20 protein-coding genes and 1 tRNA gene are annotated in these 23,480 nt (G+C 43.7%); 3 read left to right on the forward strand and 18 right to left on the reverse strand.

What is annotated here, in order from left to right:
• Positions 1-96 precede the first annotated feature (96 nt).
• The 14 genes from Q3W13_RS14100 to Q3W13_RS14165 form a co-directional block, all read right to left on the reverse strand.
• Positions 97-402: a helix-turn-helix domain-containing protein gene (locus tag Q3W13_RS14100; protein WP_302864806.1), complete on the reverse strand. Its 306-nt coding sequence runs from the start codon at positions 400-402 to the stop codon at positions 97-99.
• Positions 386-724, reverse strand: a complete 339-nt coding sequence (locus tag Q3W13_RS14105; RefSeq protein ID WP_302864807.1) for a type II toxin-antitoxin system RelE/ParE family toxin — start codon at positions 722-724, stop codon at positions 386-388. The genes Q3W13_RS14100 and Q3W13_RS14105 overlap by 17 nt, the downstream gene beginning before the upstream one ends.
• Before the next feature lie 106 nt (positions 725-830).
• Positions 831-2,075, reverse strand: coding sequence for a site-specific integrase (locus Q3W13_RS14110; RefSeq protein WP_302864808.1), 1,245 nt, complete (start codon positions 2,073-2,075; stop codon positions 831-833).
• A gap of 246 nt (positions 2,076-2,321) precedes the next feature.
• A tRNA-Asp gene (locus Q3W13_RS14115) sits at positions 2,322-2,398 on the reverse strand.
• A 615-nt stretch (positions 2,399-3,013) separates the two neighbouring features.
• Positions 3,014-4,561, reverse strand: a complete 1,548-nt coding sequence (locus Q3W13_RS14120) for a DHA2 family efflux MFS transporter permease subunit (RefSeq protein WP_302864809.1) — start codon at positions 4,559-4,561, stop codon at positions 3,014-3,016.
• A 95-nt stretch (positions 4,562-4,656) separates the two neighbouring features.
• The gene (locus tag Q3W13_RS14125; RefSeq protein ID WP_302864810.1) at positions 4,657-5,721 is read right to left on the reverse strand and encodes an HlyD family secretion protein; all 1,065 of its coding nucleotides are present in this window, start codon (positions 5,719-5,721) and stop codon (positions 4,657-4,659) included.
• Between the two features lie 26 nt (positions 5,722-5,747).
• Positions 5,748-7,112 (reverse strand): TolC family protein, encoded by a 1,365-nt coding sequence (locus Q3W13_RS14130; RefSeq protein ID WP_302864811.1) that lies wholly within the window; start codon positions 7,110-7,112, stop codon positions 5,748-5,750.
• Positions 7,093-7,752: a TetR/AcrR family transcriptional regulator gene (locus tag Q3W13_RS14135; RefSeq protein WP_302864812.1), complete on the reverse strand. Its 660-nt coding sequence runs from the start codon at positions 7,750-7,752 to the stop codon at positions 7,093-7,095. Before Q3W13_RS14135 ends, Q3W13_RS14130 begins: the two co-directional genes overlap by 20 nt.
• Before the next feature lie 446 nt (positions 7,753-8,198).
• Positions 8,199-11,747: a carboxypeptidase regulatory-like domain-containing protein gene (locus tag Q3W13_RS14140; protein WP_302864813.1), complete on the reverse strand. Its 3,549-nt coding sequence runs from the start codon at positions 11,745-11,747 to the stop codon at positions 8,199-8,201.
• A 222-nt stretch (positions 11,748-11,969) separates the two neighbouring features.
• Complete coding sequence (locus Q3W13_RS14145) at positions 11,970-13,274, reverse strand: NAD(P)/FAD-dependent oxidoreductase (RefSeq protein WP_302864814.1); 1,305 nt, start codon at positions 13,272-13,274, stop codon at positions 11,970-11,972.
• A complete protein-coding gene (locus Q3W13_RS14150; protein ID WP_302864815.1) occupies positions 13,243-14,445 on the reverse strand; it encodes an alpha/beta hydrolase in 1,203 nt (400 codons plus the stop codon). The genes Q3W13_RS14145 and Q3W13_RS14150 overlap by 32 nt, the downstream gene beginning before the upstream one ends.
• A gap of 47 nt (positions 14,446-14,492) precedes the next feature.
• On the reverse strand, positions 14,493-15,524 hold the full coding sequence (locus Q3W13_RS14155; RefSeq protein WP_302864816.1) for a cyclopropane-fatty-acyl-phospholipid synthase family protein: 1,032 nt from the start codon (positions 15,522-15,524) through the stop codon (positions 14,493-14,495).
• Positions 15,525-15,682: 158 nt separating this feature from the next.
• Entirely contained in the window at positions 15,683-16,426 is a 744-nt protein-coding gene (locus Q3W13_RS14160) for a DUF1295 domain-containing protein (protein WP_302864817.1), read from the reverse strand.
• Between the two features lie 58 nt (positions 16,427-16,484).
• Complete coding sequence (locus tag Q3W13_RS14165; RefSeq protein ID WP_302864818.1) at positions 16,485-16,811, reverse strand: DUF1475 family protein; 327 nt, start codon at positions 16,809-16,811, stop codon at positions 16,485-16,487.
• 196 nt (positions 16,812-17,007) lie between these two features.
• On the opposite strand from Q3W13_RS14165, the gene dinB reads away from it, so the two are divergent.
• Positions 17,008-18,117, forward strand: a complete 1,110-nt coding sequence (gene dinB, locus Q3W13_RS14170; protein ID WP_302864819.1) for a DNA polymerase IV — start codon at positions 17,008-17,010, stop codon at positions 18,115-18,117.
• 156 nt (positions 18,118-18,273) lie between these two features.
• On the opposite strand, the gene Q3W13_RS14175 is transcribed toward dinB, so the two are convergent.
• Positions 18,274-18,660, reverse strand: coding sequence for a VanZ family protein (locus tag Q3W13_RS14175; protein WP_302864820.1), 387 nt, complete (start codon positions 18,658-18,660; stop codon positions 18,274-18,276).
• Positions 18,660-19,040, reverse strand: coding sequence for a glycine cleavage system protein GcvH (gene gcvH / locus Q3W13_RS14180; protein ID WP_302864821.1), 381 nt, complete (start codon positions 19,038-19,040; stop codon positions 18,660-18,662). Before gcvH ends, Q3W13_RS14175 begins: the two co-directional genes overlap by 1 nt.
• A 322-nt stretch (positions 19,041-19,362) precedes the next feature.
• Here gcvH and Q3W13_RS14185 point away from each other — a divergent pair, with 322 nt between their 5' ends.
• Positions 19,363-19,677 carry a hypothetical protein gene (locus Q3W13_RS14185; RefSeq protein WP_302864822.1) on the forward strand — a complete coding sequence of 105 codons (315 nt, stop codon included), beginning with the start codon at positions 19,363-19,365 and terminating at the stop codon, positions 19,675-19,677.
• Positions 19,678-19,760: 83 nt separating this feature from the next.
• Entirely contained in the window at positions 19,761-21,089 is a 1,329-nt protein-coding gene (locus Q3W13_RS14190) for a sigma-54 dependent transcriptional regulator (protein ID WP_302864823.1), read from the forward strand.
• Positions 21,090-21,159: 70 nt separating this feature from the next.
• Here Q3W13_RS14190 and Q3W13_RS14195 read toward each other — a convergent pair whose 3' ends face one another.
• Complete coding sequence (locus Q3W13_RS14195) at positions 21,160-21,693, reverse strand: DinB family protein (RefSeq protein WP_302864824.1); 534 nt, start codon at positions 21,691-21,693, stop codon at positions 21,160-21,162.
• 96 nt (positions 21,694-21,789) lie between these two features.
• Positions 21,790-23,409 carry a hypothetical protein gene (locus Q3W13_RS14200; protein WP_302864825.1) on the reverse strand — a complete coding sequence of 540 codons (1,620 nt, stop codon included), beginning with the start codon at positions 23,407-23,409 and terminating at the stop codon, positions 21,790-21,792.
• Positions 23,410-23,480: the final 71 nt, after the last annotated feature.

A 23,480-nucleotide genomic window follows, 5' to 3' on the forward strand; every position in this document is an offset into this window, starting at 1 on the left:
CAAAATTCAAACACCTAAAATAAAAAACCATTAATATAAAAACCGCCTCATAAACTAGTTATGAGACGGCCTCTTTTGTATTAGTCAAGTTCGCGCTTACAGTTGTATAGACACTTGCAAATGCCCACCTAAACCTCTTTCAACTATGTTTCTTAGCGTAGATATACGCACATCCTTGACACTATTTTCCACTTTAGAGATGTAGGCTTTGGTAGTTTCGCACTTTTCTGCCAACTGGGTTTGAGTCATTCCCTGCGCCAAACGGGCTTCTTTGATCATCACCCCGACCAAGAATTCTTCAAAACCCTTTTCGTATTCGTCCCTGGATAGTGTGCCTATTGGGCCATATTCCCTGTCCTTAAGTTCCTCGAATGTTGTAATATCTTTATTTACTGTTTTCATATTCTTTCTTAATTTTTAAAGCTTTTTCAATTTCACTTGGCGGTGTCTTCATCGTTTTTTTGTGAAATCCGTTCATCAATACAACCAGTTTTCCTTTGTCAAAAAAACAAAATATCCTAAAAATGTCACTACCGGCCTGAACCCTGATCTCGTACAAACCATCAGTGCCTTCTAAGTGCTTTAAATATTGCTCAGGCACCTGAGCGACCGTTTCGATCACGTCAAGCGTCCATGTTATCCTTTTTTTAACCTTCAGCCGCTGGGACTCGAAAAAGTCTAAAAAGTAGCGCTTATAAAAAATTGTTTTCCTTACTCGTTCCATACAAATATAATTATTGTTGCCCTAATGGGCAACTTTTTTTGAATTTATTCATGTTTTAATTACCTATGAATGATTGTAAAATGCTGTTGGTTAAGCTTTGCCTGTCTTATGCCGTCGCTGCCTTTGCTGTCCTCTTTTTCACAGTCAGCTTACTTTGCAATTGCTGCATATCGGAACTGATCTTATGATCCATGACTTTCGCATAAATCTGCGTGGTCTTGATACTTGTATGCCCCATCATTTTAGCAACGCTTTCAATCGGAACCCCATTGTTTAGTGTAACAGTAGTGGCGAATGTGTGCCTGGCAATATGGAAAGTCAGAAGCTTTTTAACTTTGGCGATGTAGGCTATTTCTTTCAGATAGGCATTCATCTTCTGATTGGTCATCACCGGCAGCAAAGTATCTTCAGCTATACATTGCGGATGCTTATCATAAGAGCGGATGATTGCTAAGGCAACAGGTAGCACGGGAACGCGAGACAATGTATCCGTCTTTTGTCGGTGGGTATATATCCACAAATTGCCATCGATCCCTTTAACCAGTTCCTCACGCTTTAACTTGTGTACATCTACATAGGCAAGCCCTGTATAGCAACAAAACACAAAAATGTCCCTGACAGTGTTCAGACGCTCCACACCGAATTTCTTTTTATAGATCCGTTCTAATTCTTCTTTCGTCAGCACTTCCCTGTGAACGGCCTTTTGCTTGGGTTTATAGTTCAAATAGGGGTCAACCGTCAGCCAGCCATTACCCAAACAGATGCGGACGATTTTACCTAAGTTCTTTATGTATTTGATCGCTGAGTTATTACCACATTTGCGGACGCTGCGGAGGTAATACTCAAAATCGTTTAAAAATGAAAAACTGATTTTTTTTACTGGTATATCCGAAACATTATATTGCCATTGCATAAAATCCTTGGTGTGCATCAGGCAGGTTTTGTAACGCTGTAAGGTGCTTCTTTCAAATTCCTGCCCGAGCAGGCTTTCCATCTTCGCATTGTGATCTTCAAATACAGTGACAAGTGTGCGGGCTTTTTCTACCTTTCCGATAAACCTGTTCTTGAGCGTTTCCGCTGTAACCTCATCTTCATTGATCGTCATCAGATTATGCAACTCCTGCGCTTTGGCCTGTAAGGTGTCCAGGTACATATTTAAAACACGCACATCTTCTTTAGTGCCGTTAGCACGGCCGGCTTGCACATTCCAGCGGGAAGGGTCACAGGTTTTTCCGGTGGATACTTCGGCACGTTGCCCTTCAACAGTAAATCGTAAATAAATCGCGACGGGACCGCTTTTGTAGGTTGCTCTTTTTTTCAAATAGAAAAGCAAATTAACTTGTGTTCTCATTACAAATGATTTTAAGTGAAACAAAATTGTTTATTTCGTCACTTGCAGTCAAGATGTTTAACGATTGAACAGGCTGTAATACAATACGTTACAGCGTTCCTGGTGAGCATTCGGGCTTCTCAAATATGCTCACCGTAACGCTCACCTTTTTGATGGTAAAAATTAGATATTTTGGCATATTTCAGAAAACAAAAAGGCCTGTAAACATTTAATTTACAGGCCTTTAGTTGTTTTTAACTTTGTTATTGGCGGAATGGACGGGACTCGAACCCGCGACCCCATGCGTGACAGGCATGTATTCTAACCAGCTGAACTACCACTCCGTTTGGGACTGCAAATATACGCACCTTTTTTTCTTACGCAAGCCCTTTTTTAAAAAAGTTGATTTTGTTTAGAAAATAGCCCCCAAACTTCAAAAAAGCGCATTTTTAAGCGCCAAAAGCGTATTGCCGGCTAATGTACCAATGCAATTTATCTATCCGGCTAAAAAATAGTATCCTGCAAAAAATAATGATCTGATATTTATAGATGAACCTTCCCTCTGAGGTAAGGGTCGGCATCGGGCTGATTCGGTAAAGATTCGGTGAATGGGCTTGACTGTAAAATAAAAAGATCGGGACGAACGTAATTGAATTTTTCTCGGGCGTTTTAGAACATGAGTCGGCAAATTTTCATTTATTTTTCATAAATCGCATTCCCGGGCCAATTAAATTTGCGTTTTTGATGTAAAAAATTGTACATTTAGGCCTTAGATTAAATATCCTGGCAACAAACATATTTGCGACCGGGGTGATAATAAAATTTTAATTGTAGTTTTTTGGGGAAAGCTGTTCATGAAAAATGAACAGCTTTTTATTTTTTGAAGTTCAGCACCGTAAGCTCCGTTCAAAGAAAAGAGCTGTATCTACATACGGACAGTCAGGCACTTAAACCTGCCTTTAATGCGCGTCTACAGGCAGTTTTGCTGCCTTTTTAAATGGCTGCAGGTATAGCAGCGGGATAGAAAACAACATCACCAAACCCGACATCCAGTACGCATCATCGTAGGTTAGCAGCAATGTTTGTTTTACCACGGCTCCTTCTATAGCCGCATAAGCCATATGGGTTGCATCAAGCATTGATTTACCTTTTGCCAGAAAGCTTTGGGTTAACATATTAAGTCGTTGCGTAAACGCCGGGTTATAAGGGTTCACATGCTCCAGTAATATGCTCCGGTGGAAGCCGGACCTGATGTGTATTACCGTGGTCAGCACCGCGATACCGAAAGAGCCACCGAGCTGGCGCATCATGTTATTTAAACCGGTGCCCTGGCCAAGTTCGGGGCCTTTAAGGTCGGCAATGGCCAACGTAGTTAAGGGTACGAATAACAGGGCCATGCCCACACCACGTATCAGCAACGGAATCAGCACGTCTTTTTGGCCGGTAGCCAACGTCGAGTTGCTCAGCATAGTGGTGAACACGAAGAACAGAAACATGCCTGCAGTCGCCATGAATTGTGCAGGTATGCCTTTATTGAGCATCTTACCAATAAATGGCATCATAAAGATGGTACATAAACCGCCGGGAAACAACAGCTCACCGGTTTGCTGTGCCGTAAAACCGAGCAAATTCTGGCAAAATACCGGGAACACGAATACCGACCCATACAATCCAAACCCGAGTACGAACGACGTAAACATACCCACGGCAAAGCTGCGGTGCCGCAGGATGCCAAAATTAACTATCGGATAATCGATACTTAACTCTCTCCATATAAAAAGGATAACACCTAATACAGCAGTAATGGTAAGCACCAGGATGTATGTCTTTGCGAACCAGTCTTCAGACTCGCCCTTTTCCAAAATAGTCTGCAAACTTCCTACTGCTATGGCCAGCAGCGCTATTCCCCACCAGTCGATGGGTTTCCCTTTTTCATCTTTCGGAGTTTCCCTGATAAATGTATATGCACAGAATGCAGCTATCGCGCCAACCGGGATATTTACGTAAAAGATCCAGCGCCAGTTATAATGGTCGGTAATGAATCCGCCTATGGTTGGTCCTACAGTAGGACCAACAACGGCGCCAAGGCCAAACAATGCTGTAGCAGTACCAATTTGCTCGCGGGGCCAGGTTTCAACAAGGATAGCCTGCGATGTTGATATCAAACCACCGCCTGCAACGCCCTGCAGTATCCTGAACAGAACCAATTCATCGAGACTTGTTGCATTACCGCACAAAAAAGAAGCGATGGTAAAAACTATAATCGAGGTAATGAAGTATTGTTTTCGCCCAAAGCGGCTGCCTAACCAGCCGGACATAGGCAATATGATAACATTTGCTACGGCATAACCCGTAACCACCCATGCGATATCCTCCAGGGTGGCGCCCAGGTTACCCTGTATATCAGGCAGGGATACGTTTACTATCGTGGTATCTATCAGCTCCAATAATGAAGCTACGATAACCGTAATAGTGATAATCCATTTCTTAAAGCCGGTTTCAGCCATTTTTTCTAAGTCTTATGTCCGCAGTCGTCAGTCTTAAGTCAGTCCATTCCCCCGTCAAGCTGACGCGAAATCCTGGCTCAAAACTTTGGACTAAATTATTCCTTTACTCTTACCGAAACATTTACGCTCATTCCCGGGCGTAGTTTGGCAAGGTCTTCTTTTGACGCGTTTATCTTAATTTTAATAGGAACGCGCTGAACAACCTTCACAAAGTTTCCGGTGGCATTATCTGGTGGCAGCAGCGAAAATTTGGCGCCTGTGGCAGGTGAAAAATTGTAAACTTCGCCTTCAACCTTCATTTCGGGATAGGCGTCAACTTCAATATTTACCTTTTGCCCGTTCCTGATCTTGTCCAGTTGTGTTTCCTTAAAATTGGCAGTAACATAAATACTGTTATCATTCACTATTGAAAACAGGGTCTGCCCTGCCTGAACCAGCTGACCTACCTGGACGTTCTTTTTAGAGGTAATACCGCTTGACGGGGCCTTAACCCAGGTGTAAGATAACTGCAGCTTAGCATAGTCAACATCAACCTGTTTCTGGCTTACGCCGGTATGGGTTACATTTAGCTGGCTTTTGGTTGTGCCAACCTGTTCCTGGGCTGCCTTAAATTGGTCTTGCGCTGCGCGGTAATTAGCTTGTGCAACTTCCAGATCGGCTTTAGCCTGGTCGAATTGCTGCTGAGTTATAGACCCGTCTTTTACCAGGTTGGCGTAACGGTCGTAATCTTTCTTCACCTTATCCAGGCGTGCTTTATTAGAAGCCACCTGTGCTTTCGCACTGGCCGAATTTGCGGCGTTAGCATATATCTGCGATTCACTTACACCGATATTAGCGCTTGCGCCTGTTACTGCCGCTTCTGCCTGCTCAAGACGCACTTTATAATCACGGTCATCAATTTTTACGAGTACCTGATCTTTGTTTACGTGTGTATTTTCTTCAAAATAAATGCTGTCAACATAGCCGCCGACGCGGGCTACTACAGGGCTTATGTTACCGTCAATTTGGGCATCATCGGTATCCACGTGTTTACCGTAATATATGTATTCCTTTATACCGAAAATTATACCCCCTAGCAAGATGATGCCCAATATGATAGGTATAACCTTGTTAGGCTTTTTTTTCGGCTGATTTTCCTGTGTTTCGTTTGACTTTGCCATCGTATATATTGTTTTGGAGTTCTGGGTTATTTGTTAAGTTTTCCGGTTGATTTCAATAGGGTATAGTATGCAAGCCCTGCGTCGGCTTTTGCCAGCTCAAGATTTATCTGCGCCTGGTAAAGCAACGTTTCAGCATCGGCCCGGTCTGTTGCCGATGCGATGTTACTTTTATATTTCGATTCCAGGATTTTGTTATTTTCGCCAGCCTGTTCAATCGAGGTTTGCAGCAGCTTTATCTTATCAAGCGCCTGTAAATAGTTCTGGTAATTTTGATTTACTTCACGTTTAACGTTGTCCAGCTCGATGTTTTTATTGATCAATGTTTCCTCGCGCTGAATTTTTGCTTCGGCTATTTTATTTTTGTTGGTCCACAGCGCCGAAAAGTTCCACTTTAGCCCTAAACCAATAGTTACCGGGGTAATATAACTGCCACTTTTCGGAATCGGATTGGCAGACACATCAACGTAATATCCGCTTACAGAAGCACCCAGCGTTGGCGTAGAGTTAGCCTGGATATTTTTGATACTTGTTTCTGCATATTTGGTACGCAGGTCAGCCTGCTTAAATTCCTGACGACTACTAATTGCCGTATCGATATAGTTTGCCAAAGGCGCGACCGAACGTTCAGCCTCGGTGATCTGCGCGATATTGAGCTGAGTACTTTCGTTCAAACCCAAAAGCACATCAAGGTTGTAGTTAATAATCTTACGGTTAGTTTCCAGGTCTATACCGTTTAGTTCAATGTTTGAGCGCTGTAACTGAAAACGCAGTACATCGTTCTTGGTTACCAGGCCCTGTTCAAAAAAACGCTGTGATTGCTTGATCTGCTGATCTATCGACCTAAGATTCTGCTCAACTACCTTTTTGCTTTGCAATACTTTGTATAGATTATAGTAGGCATTTATGATGTCGTAAGTTATCTGGTCCTTATCAATGTCTGCATCAAGACGTGCAACCTGTGTCAGCAGATCGGTCGACTCTTTGGCATAACGCAACTTACCCCCGCCGAAAATCGTCTCGTTAAGCGACACAATGCCTAAAAACGCGTCAGCACTTTTAGGCAGCGAAATAGTTTGGGTACCGAATGCCAGCTTATTGGCTGGTATCTGCGCGCGGTTATAATCAAAGCTTACGCTGCCGCTTGGCAAAACATTATCTTTAGCCTGGTTATATTGCGATACAGCGCGGTCAATTTTACTTTGCGAAAGCTTCAGCACCTTACTGTTATCAATACCAAGCTTAATGGCTTCGTCAAGTGTAATGGTCCGGTCTTGTGCTTTTGCGGCCGCCGCAAGCAGCAGGGTAAGCAGCGCGGCAGGTATTAATATACGCAGAAAGCTTTTCAGCGTACTGTTCATAGCGGTAGGGATGTTATTGTTTGATGTGGTCATTGTCGGTCATTAAGTAGGCTTTCAAAAGTCGTTTCATATATGTTTTAATGCGAGGCTTGAGCTTCTCTTCCATCAGCTTTTCGTCGCGGACATCGTACCCCAGTATCAGTGATGATAATTGCGGGGTATTAAGTATATAGTTTTTAGTACCGAATATGGTAGCGATGACCATTTCGCAATCTATGTCGGCAAAAAAACTGCCGTTTTTAATGCCTTCGTCCAATATTTTCCGTATCTCTTTCACATTAACCATCAATATTTCCGTTATCTTATCGGTAAGCTCCCAGCGTTTGTTCATCGATATTTCCCTGTTGATCAGTTTCTGAAAGCAGTTGTTAACGATAATGCGATCGACATACTTGTCTATGGAAGTGGACAGCTTGTCCCACGAGCTCATGGTTTCATCATTGCCAATATTTTGCAACAGCGTTTGGAATGATGAGATTTTCCGTTCGAAAATTGCCAGGAACAATCCCTCTTTCGACCCGAAATAGTAATTAAGCATCGCCATATTCACCCCAGCTTCGCCCGAAATCAAGCGGGTGGAAGCGCCATCAAATCCAAGATCCGAAAACACGCGCTCGGCAACATCAAGGATGTGGTCTTTCTTATCTGGTTTATCAGTTTTTTCTTTCTCCATTGCTTTTTCCTTGACCAAAATTAATCAAACGATTGATTGATAATATCATCAATTTGTCAGTTTTTGGTAATTAGCTGATATTCAGCCATAAAAAATTAATCAATCGATTAACAACCGGAGGGTAATTATTGTTTCAAGGAAATAGTTAAATAGACCATTAAGCTACGTGGTCCATTCCGGGGCCCGGCTTTTAATCCCAGTATCGATTATTGCTGTAAATACCCAGGGCAATTTTCAGCCGGATAGAGGCAAGGAAACAAGATGGCCGGCTTTGGATGCTCTGTACTCCGTTAAGGGTTTACTTTACTTTAACCGGACACGAATCAGCAAATATCGGTGGCGGCTGGATTTACTCTTGTTTTTGATGCCATTTTCATTTGGGTTAATCTCTGGTATGTCTGCAAGATTGCCGGGAATAGCAGCATGCGTGCGGTCGCTACCACTATCTATTCTACCTTATATCTCAATATTTGTCTTCCCAGATTTCCATCTGCATCAATACCCTCAATCACCACCCGGTAAGTGCCTTTGCCATCCGCATTAAAATAGCTGAAAGATGCTTTGCCATTTTTATCGGTGATGATATTCGGGTTCCAGTAAATGGTGCTGCGCAAATCTGCCATTTTTTGATTGGTGTGCGGGTTATCATATTGTGGCGAGTAAAACTCGCGGGCTTTGTAAAATCCGTTTCCGCGATAAACAATTACCCCGGGAGCATCTTTGTAATAGTTGTTGATTGGCTTTGCACGTTTAGTGGTAACGATAATGAGACCGGCTGCTCCCTGGTTTCCGTAAATCGCTCCGTAATTTGGGCCCAGTAATATCTCTATACTTTCAGTGTCGTTAACTTCAACGTCATCCAGTGGGCCCCGCCTGATGCCGCCTGGAAGGACATATTCAGAATTAAGCATCGGCGTGCCATCAACAACTACAACCATGGGCTTAGGGATAATACTCCTATTGGAAGTGGCCATGTGGGTAATTGGATCAAAACTTAGGCCGGTCGCTTTGGCCCTCAATGCATCCCACAAAGTTGTATAACCGGAGGTTTCGTGCCAATCAGATGTAATTATCTGGTCGGCATTGCCTTTGCCGTTCAGGTTTTGCGAATATTCAAGTGGGGTGATCTTTTTATCCCTTATTGTCACTTCCTTTAGCATTCGGGCATGCTCATTTATGCCATACTTTAATTGTTCTGTACGTTGCTGTTTGCTGTTTAAAACATAGAATGCTAATGCAGACTCGCTGATGTTTTTGCGCGGTGAAGGAGCTGCCTGTATGATTGCTGCGGAGATCTGCTTATCGGGCACAATATCCAGATCTTTGTCCCCTTTTGGGCTCCTTGCCTGAATAACAAACCGGGCATTGCCGCTAAAGTCAAGGTTATCGAAAATAAACTTGCCTTCAGCATCGGCAACCGTATCAAGCAATAAGGCCGCCCGTACCCCTTTGCCGAATAGTCTTACCCTCGCGCGGGGTACAGGCTTATTATCCTTCTTTACAACCCCGCTTATAGCCAGCGTTTTTTCGGGCCGGTATCCTTCTGCAGCATAGATATTATTTAATACCGCTTTCCATTTAAAACTCCTGTAACCATGCGTAAGCATTACCAGGTCGAGCTCTTCTTCGGCTTTCTCATCATTTCGGGTAAAATAATACTCCGGCTGTTCAACATAACCGCGTAGTTCAGCAGTAAGCAACATGCTGCTCATTATAGTTGGTTCACCAAAATCATCTGCGTAAACTTTACCCTCGTCTATCACAGCTACAGAGTAATTCCCCGGAGCAGCCCCATCTTTGTCGTCGGCCTCTAATTGTAACTTAACTTTTTGACGCGATGAATAAATGTTTTTCGCCGTTAGCTTAAGCCGGGCGCTGTCATTCCGGTTAATGAATGCAAGCCGTTCATTCAGCGGTTCACCGTCAGCCGTAAACAGCGTAAATTGGACAATGCCCCGGGGAAAACGATTTTTTGGGATTACAGTTGAAAAAAAACGGCTTGCCCCCCCGGTTTCAGCAGTATAATAAACCACTCCTCCAGACTGGGCTATCAGGTTGAGCTTATTCACTTGCGCGCCTGCAGGCGCCGCAATCCGCAACCTTATGCTATCTGGGCCGGCAGCGTTCACGGTTAAGGTATATCCCTCATTAACTGCTGGCGGCAAAAGCATTGTATGCACTGTGCCATCCGCAAAAGTTATATTGGCCGAATAATGCCTGCCTGCTCCGGGAACAAAAGCAAAAACCCCCATACCTAAATGGATTGATTCAAACGTGCAAACCTCGTTCCCGGCATCATCACTAACTGTTCCTTTCACATCAGTACCCAGACCGTCGGGCGAAACTGCCCTAAATGCTATTTTGGAATAATTGCCCGTCACCAATGTGCCGCCCTCGGGCATAAATTGAACGTCGTATGCTTTGGGTGTATGTTTTTTTGTGACAGAAGATGCGCTTTCGGGGATTGCGGGCTTTTCAATTTTACCAACGGGAATTTCCTTTTCAAATAAAGAGTTTTCACCTTCGTTAAGCATCCAGTTAGTATAGGCCTGTATCCGGTAAATTCCGCCTTTCAGCGTATCCGGCAGGTTAAAATCACCCCAGGCAAGGCCGTTGTTAAGCTTTAGCTTAATTGTTCTCTCCGGGTTACCGTCCGGGCCGATTAAATCTACATTAAGGACGCCGCTTAACCCGGACAGTCGCCTGCCATTACCTCCTCCTGTTACATATGCCTTAAAATAAATAGTGTCGTTAACCGCATAATAAGGTTTATCCGTTTGCAGGTAAACCTTTTCGGCCTTAATGCTGTCTTCGTATTTCTTTAACTTATTGGCAACTTCTTTTATTTTCGAGTTTGCGTAAATCTTTTTAATCCCATCTTTCTGGTAATCTACGGGCAGCAGGTTTGCTATGCCCATGCGGGCCCAGGCGCCGTCGTAAGTTATACATTGCGGATTTAGCAAGGCGCCGTTGCTATCAAAAAGGGCCGGGATTTTTGTAAAGCCAACAAGGGTATTACCCGCATCTTGTAAACGGGTATAACTACCTGTGGCAAAATGATGGTATTTATTATAAGTAATATACAGCCGGTCGTTATTATTTAAAAGCTCGTACATACCATCCCTGTCGGGGCCTGTAGCCACCGGTGGCGCCTGTTTTTGCTGCATGTATGTTTTTTTATCGACATAAATAACGGTATCGGGCTGGTTATCCTCTTGCAATGGTAAACGCAAAACCCTGAAACCCTCTTCAAAAGTGGTATTACTTGCCGCTGCCCTTAAAAACTGCATCCGCGAACCTTCATAAGCCGCCAGGCGGTTCTTTGTCCATTTCTTTTCCTGCGCAGCAGTACCGCTCAGTTTTTCAAACAAAACGTATCCATGGTAGCTAAACGAGGTTATGTCAAAAATGGAATTATCAAGGGTGAAATCCTTTAGCAGGTATTTTATTTTATAACCGAGCGCCTTATTTTCAATTTCAATAAAGTCTGATGAAGAAGCTGTAAGCAGGCCTTTCTGCTCATCATAATTTAGTTGCAATACCCCGGAGTTTAATACTTTACACTCTTTGGCCTGGTCTGTGGGGCCTAAAAACGCCGCCAAAAACTTATCATAAGCCTTACGCCAGTGGCCGTCGGTTCGTGTAGCAGCTACCGTAACCGCTTTCAATGAAAGTGTTTTAGGAAACAGCATAATCACCTGAAGGTCTAAATCCTGGCCACTTATTACAACCGGTGTCTCAAGTTTTTCGAAGCCGAGCAGTGATATGATGAGATTGTATTTGCCGGCAGGTACGTTTTTAAGGGTGAACGTCCCGTCGTCCGCTGTTGTTGTACCAATTGTACTGTTACTTAAAAATACACTTGCATGGGAAGCAGGTTTAGTGTCGGCCTGGTTAATTACTTTACCTGTTATGGTGGATTGTGCGGATAAAGCCGCAGGCAGAATAAAGAACAGCCCCCAAAACAGCAATATCAGTGTTTTATTCAAGTGCATAAGGCAACCGCGGTTAGTCAATAGCTGTTTATTCAGACTTTGATTTTAGTTTATCCCTGCTTATATCTGTAACATTCAGTGCACCGGCCGCGCACGAAGAAATGATAAGTTTTACGCTAAGGTTTTCATTAAACTAAAGCTATGCAATCTGCCTGATTAAAACAACTATTTATTTAGTTTTTATTTTGCAGCGATATGTTACCGGCAGTTATTAATCGCTGGCTAACTATATACAGGCTCCCCCAGCAACCGCCCGCAAAGTTGCACTGCGCTGGTAAACGCATCTTCATGAAAGCCGTATTTAAAATAGCTGCCGCAAAAATATACCGGCCCGTTTTGGTTTAATTTATGCAACTCTGCCTGGGCTTTTATGGCGGGAATATCAAAAAGCGGATGTTCGTAATCCAGCTCTTTAATTATTTTTTTAGGGTCGAAGCCCTCATGCGGATTTATCGATACAAAATAATCTTTGTTGTTTGATACCCCCTGCAGCTTGTTCATCCAGTAGATGGTGGTGGGCGTAAGTTTGCCGTTCTGCATTTTTATACTATAATTCCAGCTGCTCCAGGCTAATTTGGCTGCTGGCATAATGCTGCTGTCGGTATGCAACACAGCCTTGTTGTATTGATATTTAAAATTCGATAAAAGGCGTTGTTCATCATTCGTCGGTTGTTCAAGCATAGCCAAGGCCTGATCGCCATGTGCAGCAATAATTACCCGGTCAAAACTTTCAGCGGAACCATCAGAAGCATGAACCGTAACGGTTCCATCAGCATTGCGGCTAACTTTTACAGCCTTGCGGTTAACCAGAATATTATCCTTAAACGGCTGTATTAATATTTCGCGATAGGCCTGGCTGCCATTTTCCAATGTATACCATTGATGCTGGGTATCCAGCCCGAGAAAACCGTGGTTCAGGAAAAAGCGGATTAACGTTACTGCCGGAAAATCCAACATCTGCTCCATGGGTGTTGACCAAACCGCGGAACTCATCGGAACCAGGTATTTCCATAACATTTCCTCGCCGTACTTAAATTCACGGATGTATTGCCCGATAGAATAATCAGCATACCTGGGATCGTTCAGTATTTTCACGCTTTCTTTATTAAAGCGGGCAATCTGGCTCAGCATCCTGATGTATTTCAGGTTGAAAATATTCTTCCGCTGCGCAAACAGGTGGTTAATGCTGCTGCCGCTGTACTCCAGCCCGCTTGGCAAATGCTGCACGCTGAACGACATATCAGTTTTCTTAACAGGAGCCTTTATCTCATCGAACAGTCGGCACAAATTAGGGTAGGTTTTATAGTTAAAAACCATAAAGCCGGTATCGATGTAAACGGGCTTCCCGTCTTCATCAACGGTAACCGTATTGGTGTGACCGCCAACATAGTTGTTTTGCTCATAGACAGAAAGGGCAGTATGCTGGTGTAAAAAGTGCGCGCAACCCATGCCGGCAATGCCGGTACCGATAATGGCAGTGCGGCCTGCTAAATCTCTAAAACGGGAGTTTATTCCTGGATGATTCATTTGTTAGTTCTGTCTTTGCTGTTTTTCCTGTATCAATCAGCGAGGCTGTGGGCGCCTTATTTATGATTCCCTTCAAAAAGGTTTCTACCGCATAGGTCGATAACTGACCGCCGGGGCCATTTAAGTTATAATCAAAGCCATGTGTAGCCCAGGGCAATTTAAGCCAGTAATGTTTAATACCGTTTTGTGCTAATTTCAAATTCAAACGGCGGCTATGTTCAGGCGACACCAGCACATCGTTTTCGCCATGAATAATAAGCGTTGGCGGCGAATACCGGTTTACAAATTCCAGCGGCGAACAGGCCGAATACTTGTGCGGCGCCTGCTTGTACGTTCCGCCAATGTATTGCTCCATTACCTTGCGCGAGTTCATTATCCAGGGGTTGGAGGGAATAGAATATCCCCATACCATATCTGCCGGACCGTAAAAATCTACAACAGCTTTAATGCCTGGATCATTAAGGGTATAGGCGGCCAGCAAAGCTACCTGTGCACCGGCAGACCGGCCTAACAATATAAATTCGCCGGTATCTATGTGCAGTTCTTCGGCATGAGCGCGGCAATAGTCTATTGAGGCCTGGACGTCTTCAACCGGCGCCGGTGTTTGCCATTTAGGCGCCAGGCGGTAGTTTATGGACGCCACGTTATACCCTTTGGCAGCAAGATAGCTGTTTAGTTCCGGCAGTTGCCGGCTATCACCGCCAGCCCACGAACCACCATGGATCATGATAACGCAAGGCTTTTTGCCTGGCAATTGCGACGGGTAATAATCTATCGTCAGCGCAGTGTCCTTATAATTTACATAAGTAATGGTTTTGTAGGCAACGCTTTTCACACCTTTAAACATTCCAAAGAAACTGAAAGGCGTTTCAGCAACAGGCTGTATATTCAACGCTTTGCCCATACCAGCCTTTATATCTTTAGCTACCCGATAAGCCCTTACCACGGGCGATAAAAAAATCATCAGCGTTACGAACCCTAAAATACTCCCGGCTATTTGCCATTTCGGCATCCAATAGCCAAGGGCCAATGCAACTATAGTTAAAATAGCAAACAGCCATGGAAACTCTGTTGTGCCGATCGCCAACAGCCATAAGTGATACTCCGGCGCCCTGAAAATACTTAGCAGCGAAATGAGGAACAGGATGAGAATAAGAAAAAAACGAATCATTTATTGGTTTTTGGATGGCTGAATCATTAGGCACAAATATTGCATCTTTACGATGTTCTGTGGAATAAATAATGGCTTACTATCCATTCGTTGCCCCTGTTGTAATTCCACAATTCGGCGCAGGCCATGTAAAATATCCGCCAGTAACACCACCATTTAAGGGCTTGGTCTTTGCCATAAGTTTGCTCAAACAGCGGTATAATTTCGGCCTTGTGATTATCCATGTTCTTCAGCCAGGCTTCCGCAGTTTTACCGTAATGGGTTCCGTTTACATGCCAATGCTTTTCTACCACAAGGTCATCGTTAAAATAAAATAGTAAGTCGTCGCTGGGCATTATTCCGCCCGTAAAAAAGTACTTGCTCATCCAATCTGTTTCATCAATCACTTCAAACAGGTATGTATATTCCTTATGGGTGAATATATGAATGAACAATTTGCCATCCGGTTTCAGAAAGGATGCCACCTTGTTCATTAGCTTTTGATAATTGCGCATGTGCTCAAACATCTCTACCGATACCACACGGTCAAACTGCTCGCCGATAGTGAATGTGTTCATGTCGGCGGTAATCACCGTCAGGTTTTTAATGCCTCTTGCTTGCGCTTCAGCATCGATAAATAGTTTCTGCGTTCTTGAATTAGAAACTACTTTAAACGTACTTTCCGGATATTTCACGGCCATGTACAGCGACAGCGAGCCCCACCCACAGCCCAACTCCAATACATGCTGGCCATTTTCAAGTTCCGCCCGGTTACAGGTAAGGTAAAGCATATCATCCTCGGCCTGGTCTAATGAACTTACGCCGGGCCTGAAATAGCAGGAGGAGTATTTTAAATTTTTACCAAGGCAATACTGGTAAAATTTGGTAGGGACTTCGTAATGCTGCTGGTTAGCATCGGCCGTATTGACAGCGATAGGCGATGTTTTTAATTGATCGATCAAACTCATCAGGTGCGCCTGTTGTGCTTCAACATTGCCTTTGTTTTCATAGCGGAGGCGCTGCTTTAATAATTTCCGTATCCCCTGTCTTAATAAAAAATCGGGAATTTTATTTTGTTCAATCAGTTTGTCGTACCACATGTATAAAATTTGGCAACTGCCCGTGTTTTTGATTTTTTATGATTACGTTTTTTATTGATCTGAGGATTGCAAAGCATAAAATTTAACATACATTAGAATGGCGGGCAACAATCAGGATAGTTAAATAAGGCATCTTTTTTAAGTTCTGACGCTTGATCTTAATTCCTGATTCTTTTTTTCACCCATGGCACAAAAACGCTAACCCTTTGCTGGTATTTTTTAAACTCCTCCGGCTTTGAGCGTAATGATTGCTGCTCGGTTGTGGGGATGCCTGTCACCTTTAACAGCAGGTATAATATTATAGCCGGACTGATAATGCCAATATATCCGTATGGAGACCCCAATGCAAAAACGAAGTACGACATCCACATCAGCCATTCGAAAAAATAGTTGGGATGGCGGGAATAGCCCCACAAACCTGTGTCGCACACTTTACCTTTATTTGCAGGGTTTTTCTTAAACGCAGCCAGCTGTGCATCAGCAATCGCTTCGCATATTACACTTACGGCCCAAAGGGCTGCGCCTGCATATTCAAATGGTGAAAGCGCGGTTTCTTTATTCAGCGTGATGATAAAAAACGGCACGGCCAGCAGTACGTTCGACACCGCCTGCATCTGAAAAAAACCGAACATCTTTACTTCTGCGTTAGCTCCCCATTCTTTGCGGATGTGTGCATACCGCGGCTCTTCCTCATGCAGGTGTTTTAACACCCTTACTGCCAGGTGTGTGCCCAAACGGATGCCCGCAATAATCACCATGCCGCATATCAGCAGTTTCCGGGTTTCAAACCCCGGGGCCAGTAAGAGCAATATCAGGCCGATTACAGGGAAGTTGTATGACCAAAAAATATCTACCACTCCCGCGTTTTTTATTTTATATGACCATAGCCACACCAATGCCATTATTAAACAACAGGCAACAAGGCAGTAAATTACCAGACTGTAAATCGAGCTATCCATTTTATTTGCTAAAAAATTCCCGCAATCCTTCGTTAGGCTTAAGCTTAAACAATTGTATCAGTATATAAGCGCAAGTGGCTATGCTGCCTAAAGCTACCAATAATACCAGCCATAAAATAATCAACACAATGTTTTTCTCTTTGTAACATACCCATAAAAATATAGCGGTTACATTGGCGTAAAAATCCCACAAGGTGGCGCGCATCCAGGGTATCGACCCTAAAAAATCCCATTCCTTAAAAAGATTACTGTGCAGGCTGGTATTAATTACCTGGTAGCACATCCAGCAAAACAGTATCGTAAAAAATATTTTGAGCCCGGTTATCATATTGCTGAATCTTGCTTGGCCTTGATAAAGTTGAATTTAAAGATAATGTTGTTGAAAATACGGCTTTAATGCTAAACTGGTTTTACCGAAGCCTTTGATATAGAAAATATTTTAATACAGATGCTTTTTATAACCTGCCTCCATATACCTGATGTAATCATTTATCGGTTCAGGCTTATATTTGTATTGCAGCAATATGGAAGCGCCCGTCCAAATATTTCGTAAGATCATCCATATCGATATGGATGCTTTTTATGCATCGGTTGAGCAGCGCGACAATCCGGACTACCGCGGCAAACCCATAGTTGTGGGAGGCCCTCCCGAAGGCAGGGGCGGCGTGGTAGCAACGGCGAGTTACGAAGCGCGTAAATTCGGCATTCGGTCGGCTATGTCATCAAAGAAGGCGGTACAGCTTTGCCCGCATGCCATATTTGTAAGGCCCAGATTTGACGCCTATAAGGAGGTGTCGCGCAAAATCAGGGAGATTTTTAGCCGATACACCGATTTAATTGAGCCGCTATCGCTGGACGAGGCTTATCTGGATGTAACTACCGACAAGCTCAATATCGGCTCCGCTATCGAAATCGCGCAGCAAATTAAACAAGCCATTAGGGACGAGCTGCAATTGACAGCCTCTGCAGGTGTTTCGGTTAATAAATTCGTTGCCAAAATAGCATCAGACATTAACAAGCCCGACGGACTGAAATTTATCGGCCCGTCGGCCATAGAAAATTTTATGGAGAAGCTCCCGGTGGAGAAGTTTTTTGGCGTTGGGAAGGTGACAGCTCAAAAAATGAAGAACATGGGCCTGCACACGGGCGAAGACTTGAAAAAACTAACCGAAGCTGAGCTTACCCGGCATTTCGGAAAGGTGGGCAGGTTTTACTTCAACATTGTGCGCGGCATTGATAACCGGGAGGTACAGCCACACCGCGAAACGAAATCATTAGCAGCCGAAGATACCTTTCCGTATGATTTGACTACCATTGAAGAAATGGAGACCGAGTTGGATAAAATTGCAATAACCGTATGTAACCGTCTGCAGCATTATCAGTTAAAGGGCCGTACAGTAACTCTCAAAATAAAATACAGCGACTTTAAGCAAATAACCCGCAACCAATCGTTCGCCAGCGGTATAAATGACCTGGAGACGATCAGCGCTACTGCAAAAAAACTACTGGCTGCTACAGAACCTGAGGATAAGAAAATAAGATTGCTGGGGATATCCCTTTCTAATTTTGGCGAGGTGGTGGTAAGAGCGAAAGGAGAAAAGCAAAGCGACCAGCTCAGCTTGTTCCCGTTTTGAATTTTCAGGATAAAGATCAGGAATGGCGGACACCGCCGGCAGCCGGAACCTGCTTGTATGCCTTAAATACAGGGCAATCGCAGCCTTTTTTAAAAATACCGCATGACGATAGCGCCACTATTCCCAAAAACGCCAAAATGGTCAACCTGCTTTTTTTCATCTGCTTAATGCCTTTGCTGTTATAAATATACTGAATGTTGCCATTAAAATACCAATGACATCTGCAAAAAGATCGTCCCACTCCCCGCTGCGCCAGGTGAAAAAATAATGCTGCAAAATCTCAATCATGCCACCGTAAGCAATAGCAATAACGGTAATTGCCAGTAATGCATTGTGTGGCAACGCCCGCGGTGTTTGTTTGCGCGCATAGCCCCACGCCATTAATACCGTAAACACAAACAATAACCCGCAATGTACCAGTTTATCAAACCCTGCAAAAAACAGCGGCGACGTTGAAACATCGCCCAGTTTAATGCTGCATACCGTTAAAATAAATAAGGCCCACAAAATTGCGGGCCAGTAATATCTTAAAGCAGGTTTCATTATGCGCCTACAAGCGATTGATAGCTCTCTGCCGATAACAAGCCCTCTGCTTGCGAAGCATCAGCAAGGGTAAGTTTTACCATCCAGCCTTCGCCGTATGGGTCGGAGTTAACCAATTCAGGGCTTTTATCAAGCGCCGGGTTAATTTCGGTTACAGTGCCGGTTACAGGCATAAACAAATCCGACACGGTTTTGACAGCCTCAACGGTGCCGAAAACTTCGTCTTTGGCAACTTCCTTACCAACAGAGTTAATGTCGATATAAACAATGTCGCCAAGCTCGCGCTGTGCAAAATCGGTGATGCCAACTACAGCGGTATCGCCGTCAACCTTTATCCACTCGTGGTCTTTAGTGTATTTTAATCCTGCCGGAAATTCCATAATGTTTTAATTTGATGGGTCAAAAATAACAAAAGTTTGGGGTAAGGCAATAGCACAGATAAAAGAGTAGCAGGCGCCGCGCGTGAGGGCAGTTGCGCGCAGTTAAAGCTGTGCTGTTTGACCAGAATGCCAGGGGATACAAACTGTCGGAGTAATTCCGGGATTACAAAAGAAACTCTATACACAGTGTGGAGAAAGTCAACAGTGCTATATTAATTACTTGCTTATCAACTGCCTAATTCTCATCATTTTAAACACAACACTCATCTTTGGCACACTTATGTGCTATGCAATTATATCATACAAAATTTAAAAATATACTATGAAAAGATTGTTTCTATCAGCAGCAGTAATAGTTGCAGGTTTAGCTTCAGTAAAAGCAAACATTTTACAAACCAACATGCACACTGTTGCAATTGTGGCCCAAACTGATACCGCAAAGAAAAGCCCTGTTAAACTGGATGCCCTTCCTGACCCGATTAAAACTGTTTTGACTACCGATGTTTTTAAAACATGGGTTCCTACAGAAGCCTATTCGGTTACAGCCGGAAATACCCAATATTTTGAGGTAGATGTAAAAAAAGGCACCGAAACCAAAGCTTTAAAGTTCGATAAAGACGGAAAAATAATTCAATAAACCCCAATCATATTGTTTTATCACCCCGAAAGGCCCCAAATACCGGGGCCTTTTGTATTTTTGCCATGCAGTATACCTTGAAAATGGCGAAAATATTAATAGTTGAAGATGATTCTACCTTCGTTCAATTATTGGAAGGCTTTTTAAAAAAGCACGGCCATAGCATTGTTACGGCTAAAAATATTAAATCTGCCTTAAAACTTATTTCAGAAAATACCTTCGATCTTTTATTGCTCGACTATCGCTTACCCGACGGCACAGGTATGGATGTACTTGAAAATGTCCGCGAGGCCAGCGGGGATGCCCCGGTTATTATCATGACCAGCTTTAACGATGTGCGTACTGCTGTAAAGGCTATGCAATCGGGGGCATTTGATTACATTACTAAGCCGGTAAATCCGGAAGAGTTGCTGATGATAATGGGCGAGGCAATAGGCGGGAAAAAGCAGGCTGCTGGAACAAAAACAAGCCCCGAGTTTGTAAAAGGCGTTAGTGCACAGTCGGATAAGTTGTTTGAACATATTGATGTGGTAGCGCCGACGGATATGGCTATATTGATACAGGGCGAGAGCGGTACCGGCAAAGAATATGTGGCGCGGGCTATACACCGGCAAAGTAAACGGGCTACCAAACCATTTGTGGCTATAGATTGCGGCGCGCTATCTAAGGACCTTGCCGCCAGTGAATTATTCGGCCATGTTAAAGGGGCCTTTACGGGCGCAATTGCTGATAAAAAAGGGGTGTTTGAATGGGCGGACGGCGGGACTTTGTTTTTGGATGAAGTAGGTAACCTGAGTTACGATGTGCAGGTGAAACTGCTGCGCACTTTGCAGGAAAAAATAATACAACCACTGGGCAGCAACAAACAAATTCCCGTTAACGTCAGGATAATAACAGCAACTAACGATGACCTGGTACACAGCGTCGGCGAAGGGGGCTTCAGGCAGGACCTTTACCATCGGATAAACGAGTTTAAAATACAGCTTACCCCCTTACGGGCGAGGGGCGGCGATATGGACATATTTATCAGGCATTTTATAAAGCTTGCCAATGCCGAGCTCGGTCGGAACGTTACCGGCATTGACGCTGAAGCAAAAACCATTCTTCACAAATACGATTGGCCCGGCAACCTCCGTGAGCTTAAAAATGTAATTAAGCGCATGGTGCTTTTGAGCCCTTCGGAAATTGCCGGGGCAGACACGTTGCCAGACGAAATGTTGTTTTCTGTATCTAACAACATCCCACAGAACCGCGAGTCGGATCTCAAAGCCCAGAACGAGATAAACGAAAAGCAGCTCATCCAAAAAACACTTATCCAGGTAAAATACAATAAGTCAAAGGCGGCAAAATTGCTGAACATCGATCGTAAAACGCTTTATAGTAAAATAGAGCGGTATGGATTGGATAGTTAAAATCAGTCTTGAATCGGCAGACTGAAGTCTAAGCCAAAACTATTATCTGCTTCCTGCTCAATATTTCAGATTATTTTCCATGTATGTTATAAAAATTGTAATCCGTCATGGGCGCATCGGTAAACCCGAGGTTGCGGCCGATGGTGATGATTTGCCCGCGGTGATAAGTGCTGTGATTAATGCATTGCATAATATACTCAAAATTTTGAAAATCGCACTGAAACCATGGGCTGATAACCTTTGTGTTTTCAGTAATTTCGTCGCTGGCCATCCCAGCGACATAATCCGCAAGCTCGTCTGATTGTTCAACCAGTGCAACAAAAGCATCTTCAATGGCGCCATTGAAAGGGCCGGCTTCGTTCGGCTCAGCGCCACTGATAACTGATAGCCAATAACGTTCAGTTTGCCAGATATGCACCATGGTAGCCTTGATTGTGGTAAAGCTGGATGGTACCTCCCGGGCCAGTATCTCAGCGGGTTTCGTGCGCAGCCAGTTTACAAGCGTGGCATTTGCCCACAGGTTGTAGTCGGCATAGTTTCTAATTAAATTCGCCAAAGGCGAAACGTTTACGTCTGTTAAAATGGTTAATTCCTGCTGTTCCATAATGTTGTTTGATGTATGAAACAAAGAAACAAGGAGACGATGACAGCCCTATGTCAGCAGTAAAATAGCGATGAATTTATTTTATGTAATGGAGGCCTATTCCTTTCGCGCCACCTGGCTGTTCACCTCAATTTCTTTCAGCAATCCGGGCGAGTTGACCGTGCTGGTAAAGGCTTTGTCAGGATTATTATGAGATAGCTTTTCCAGGTCATTATCCGTTTGGTCAAGTTCTTTAAACAAAGTTTGAATTTCAGTTAAATGGGAATTGAAAAACTTCACCTTGTTGTTATAAGCCGACAACTTATCGTTAACGGTCCTGGCCGAATCGGTTTTCGCCGTATCGGGCGGAATTATGGTGTATGGTGATAAGTTCCTCACAGTGGTTTGAATAGGTACGATAGAGGGCGATGGGTCTTTAGGATCAAGCGGCTGCAGGGTTAGCTTCACCGGGTCGGGATTGTAGGCGACAAGGCTTTTATATTCGTCGACGATCGCTGCAAGTATATTATGCTGGTTACTGCGCGTTTCTGCAATTATCTTGTTTTGAACGTTCTTTTTAAAACTGTTAAATAATAACGAGGTAAAATCATAAGCCTTGGTTCGTAATACCGCGTTTTGAACAGAATAATAGTTGCTTAAGGTTTTATTCTTGGTATACATTACCCCCAGGTTGGTGCTGAAAACCTGGGCCGGAGAGGCTATTGACAGATCGGCCTCGTTGCCAAAGTTGTAGTATTGCCTTCCAAAGATCTCCAGGTCGTCAATGCGCTCATAGGATGACAGGAAATAAAGCCGGTAGCGCTGGTACTGCTGGTCGGGATTGTCAATCTGGGCATAGCAATTCTGCAAAAATGCCTCAACCGATTTATCATTGAAAACCTGGTAGATATTTGCAGCGGGTGTTGGTTTCCAGCGGATAAGCGAAAGCTTTGCCTTAAATTCAAGCTCAGCCGTGTTGTTTACGCGCAGTGAATCAAACATTTTAGCCACAAAATATGCCACCTGCGCATTCGCCATCCCGCTGCGGCCTTTATTAACCATAGCATAAAGACTATCCTGTATGGTTAAATAGTTCTCGCTGCTGTTCCAGAATGACGGTTCGAGTGGTGGAAGCAACAGCCGGTTGGTTTTAACATCAACAAAAATAAAAGTACCTAAGGGATAAACGTTCTGGAAATTCTTCTCGAGCATCGAGAGGCTGCTCATCGACGTAGAGTCCATTTTTAACAAAAAGTTCAGCACCTTATTATGTTCCAGTTTAACACTCAATCCTTCGAGCGATTCGAAGTTAGATATCTGTTTTTCGGGAATGATAATAGGAACATAAGTAATTTTATCCTTGTCCTGCAGCAGCAGGTCGTAGGTCTTTTTTATGGTTACCGAGGTTTCATCTTCTGCATCCTGGCCGTAAAATGCTATTGTGTCATTTTTCGCCACGGATATGGCTTTTATTTTCTCCTCTCCCGGGCGCAGTTTAATGAGGGTTTTTAATTTAAACTTCCCTTGCGGCGTCGTGATTTTATAAAAAACCGCGACGCTTGTTTTAGCAGTATTTTTTACCTTAAACTTAAAACCGCCTGCGCCGGCAAATACCGGCGAGATCAAAAAAAATAAAAGTAAAAGTCCAAATAATATTGTAGTGGATTTGCGCTTACTTAAAAGACCAGCAATTGCCCGGTGACCGGTGCTGGTGGCACAACAAGGATGAGCGTTCATTATTTTCGGTATAAAAAAATATGTAGCAGCAACCAATATAGCGCAGTTAATAAGCCGCGGATTGCTGTTAA

The sequence above is a fragment of the Mucilaginibacter sp. L3T2-6 genome, from assembly GCF_030519355.1.
Taxonomy (GTDB): Bacteria; Bacteroidota; Bacteroidia; order Sphingobacteriales; family Sphingobacteriaceae; genus Mucilaginibacter.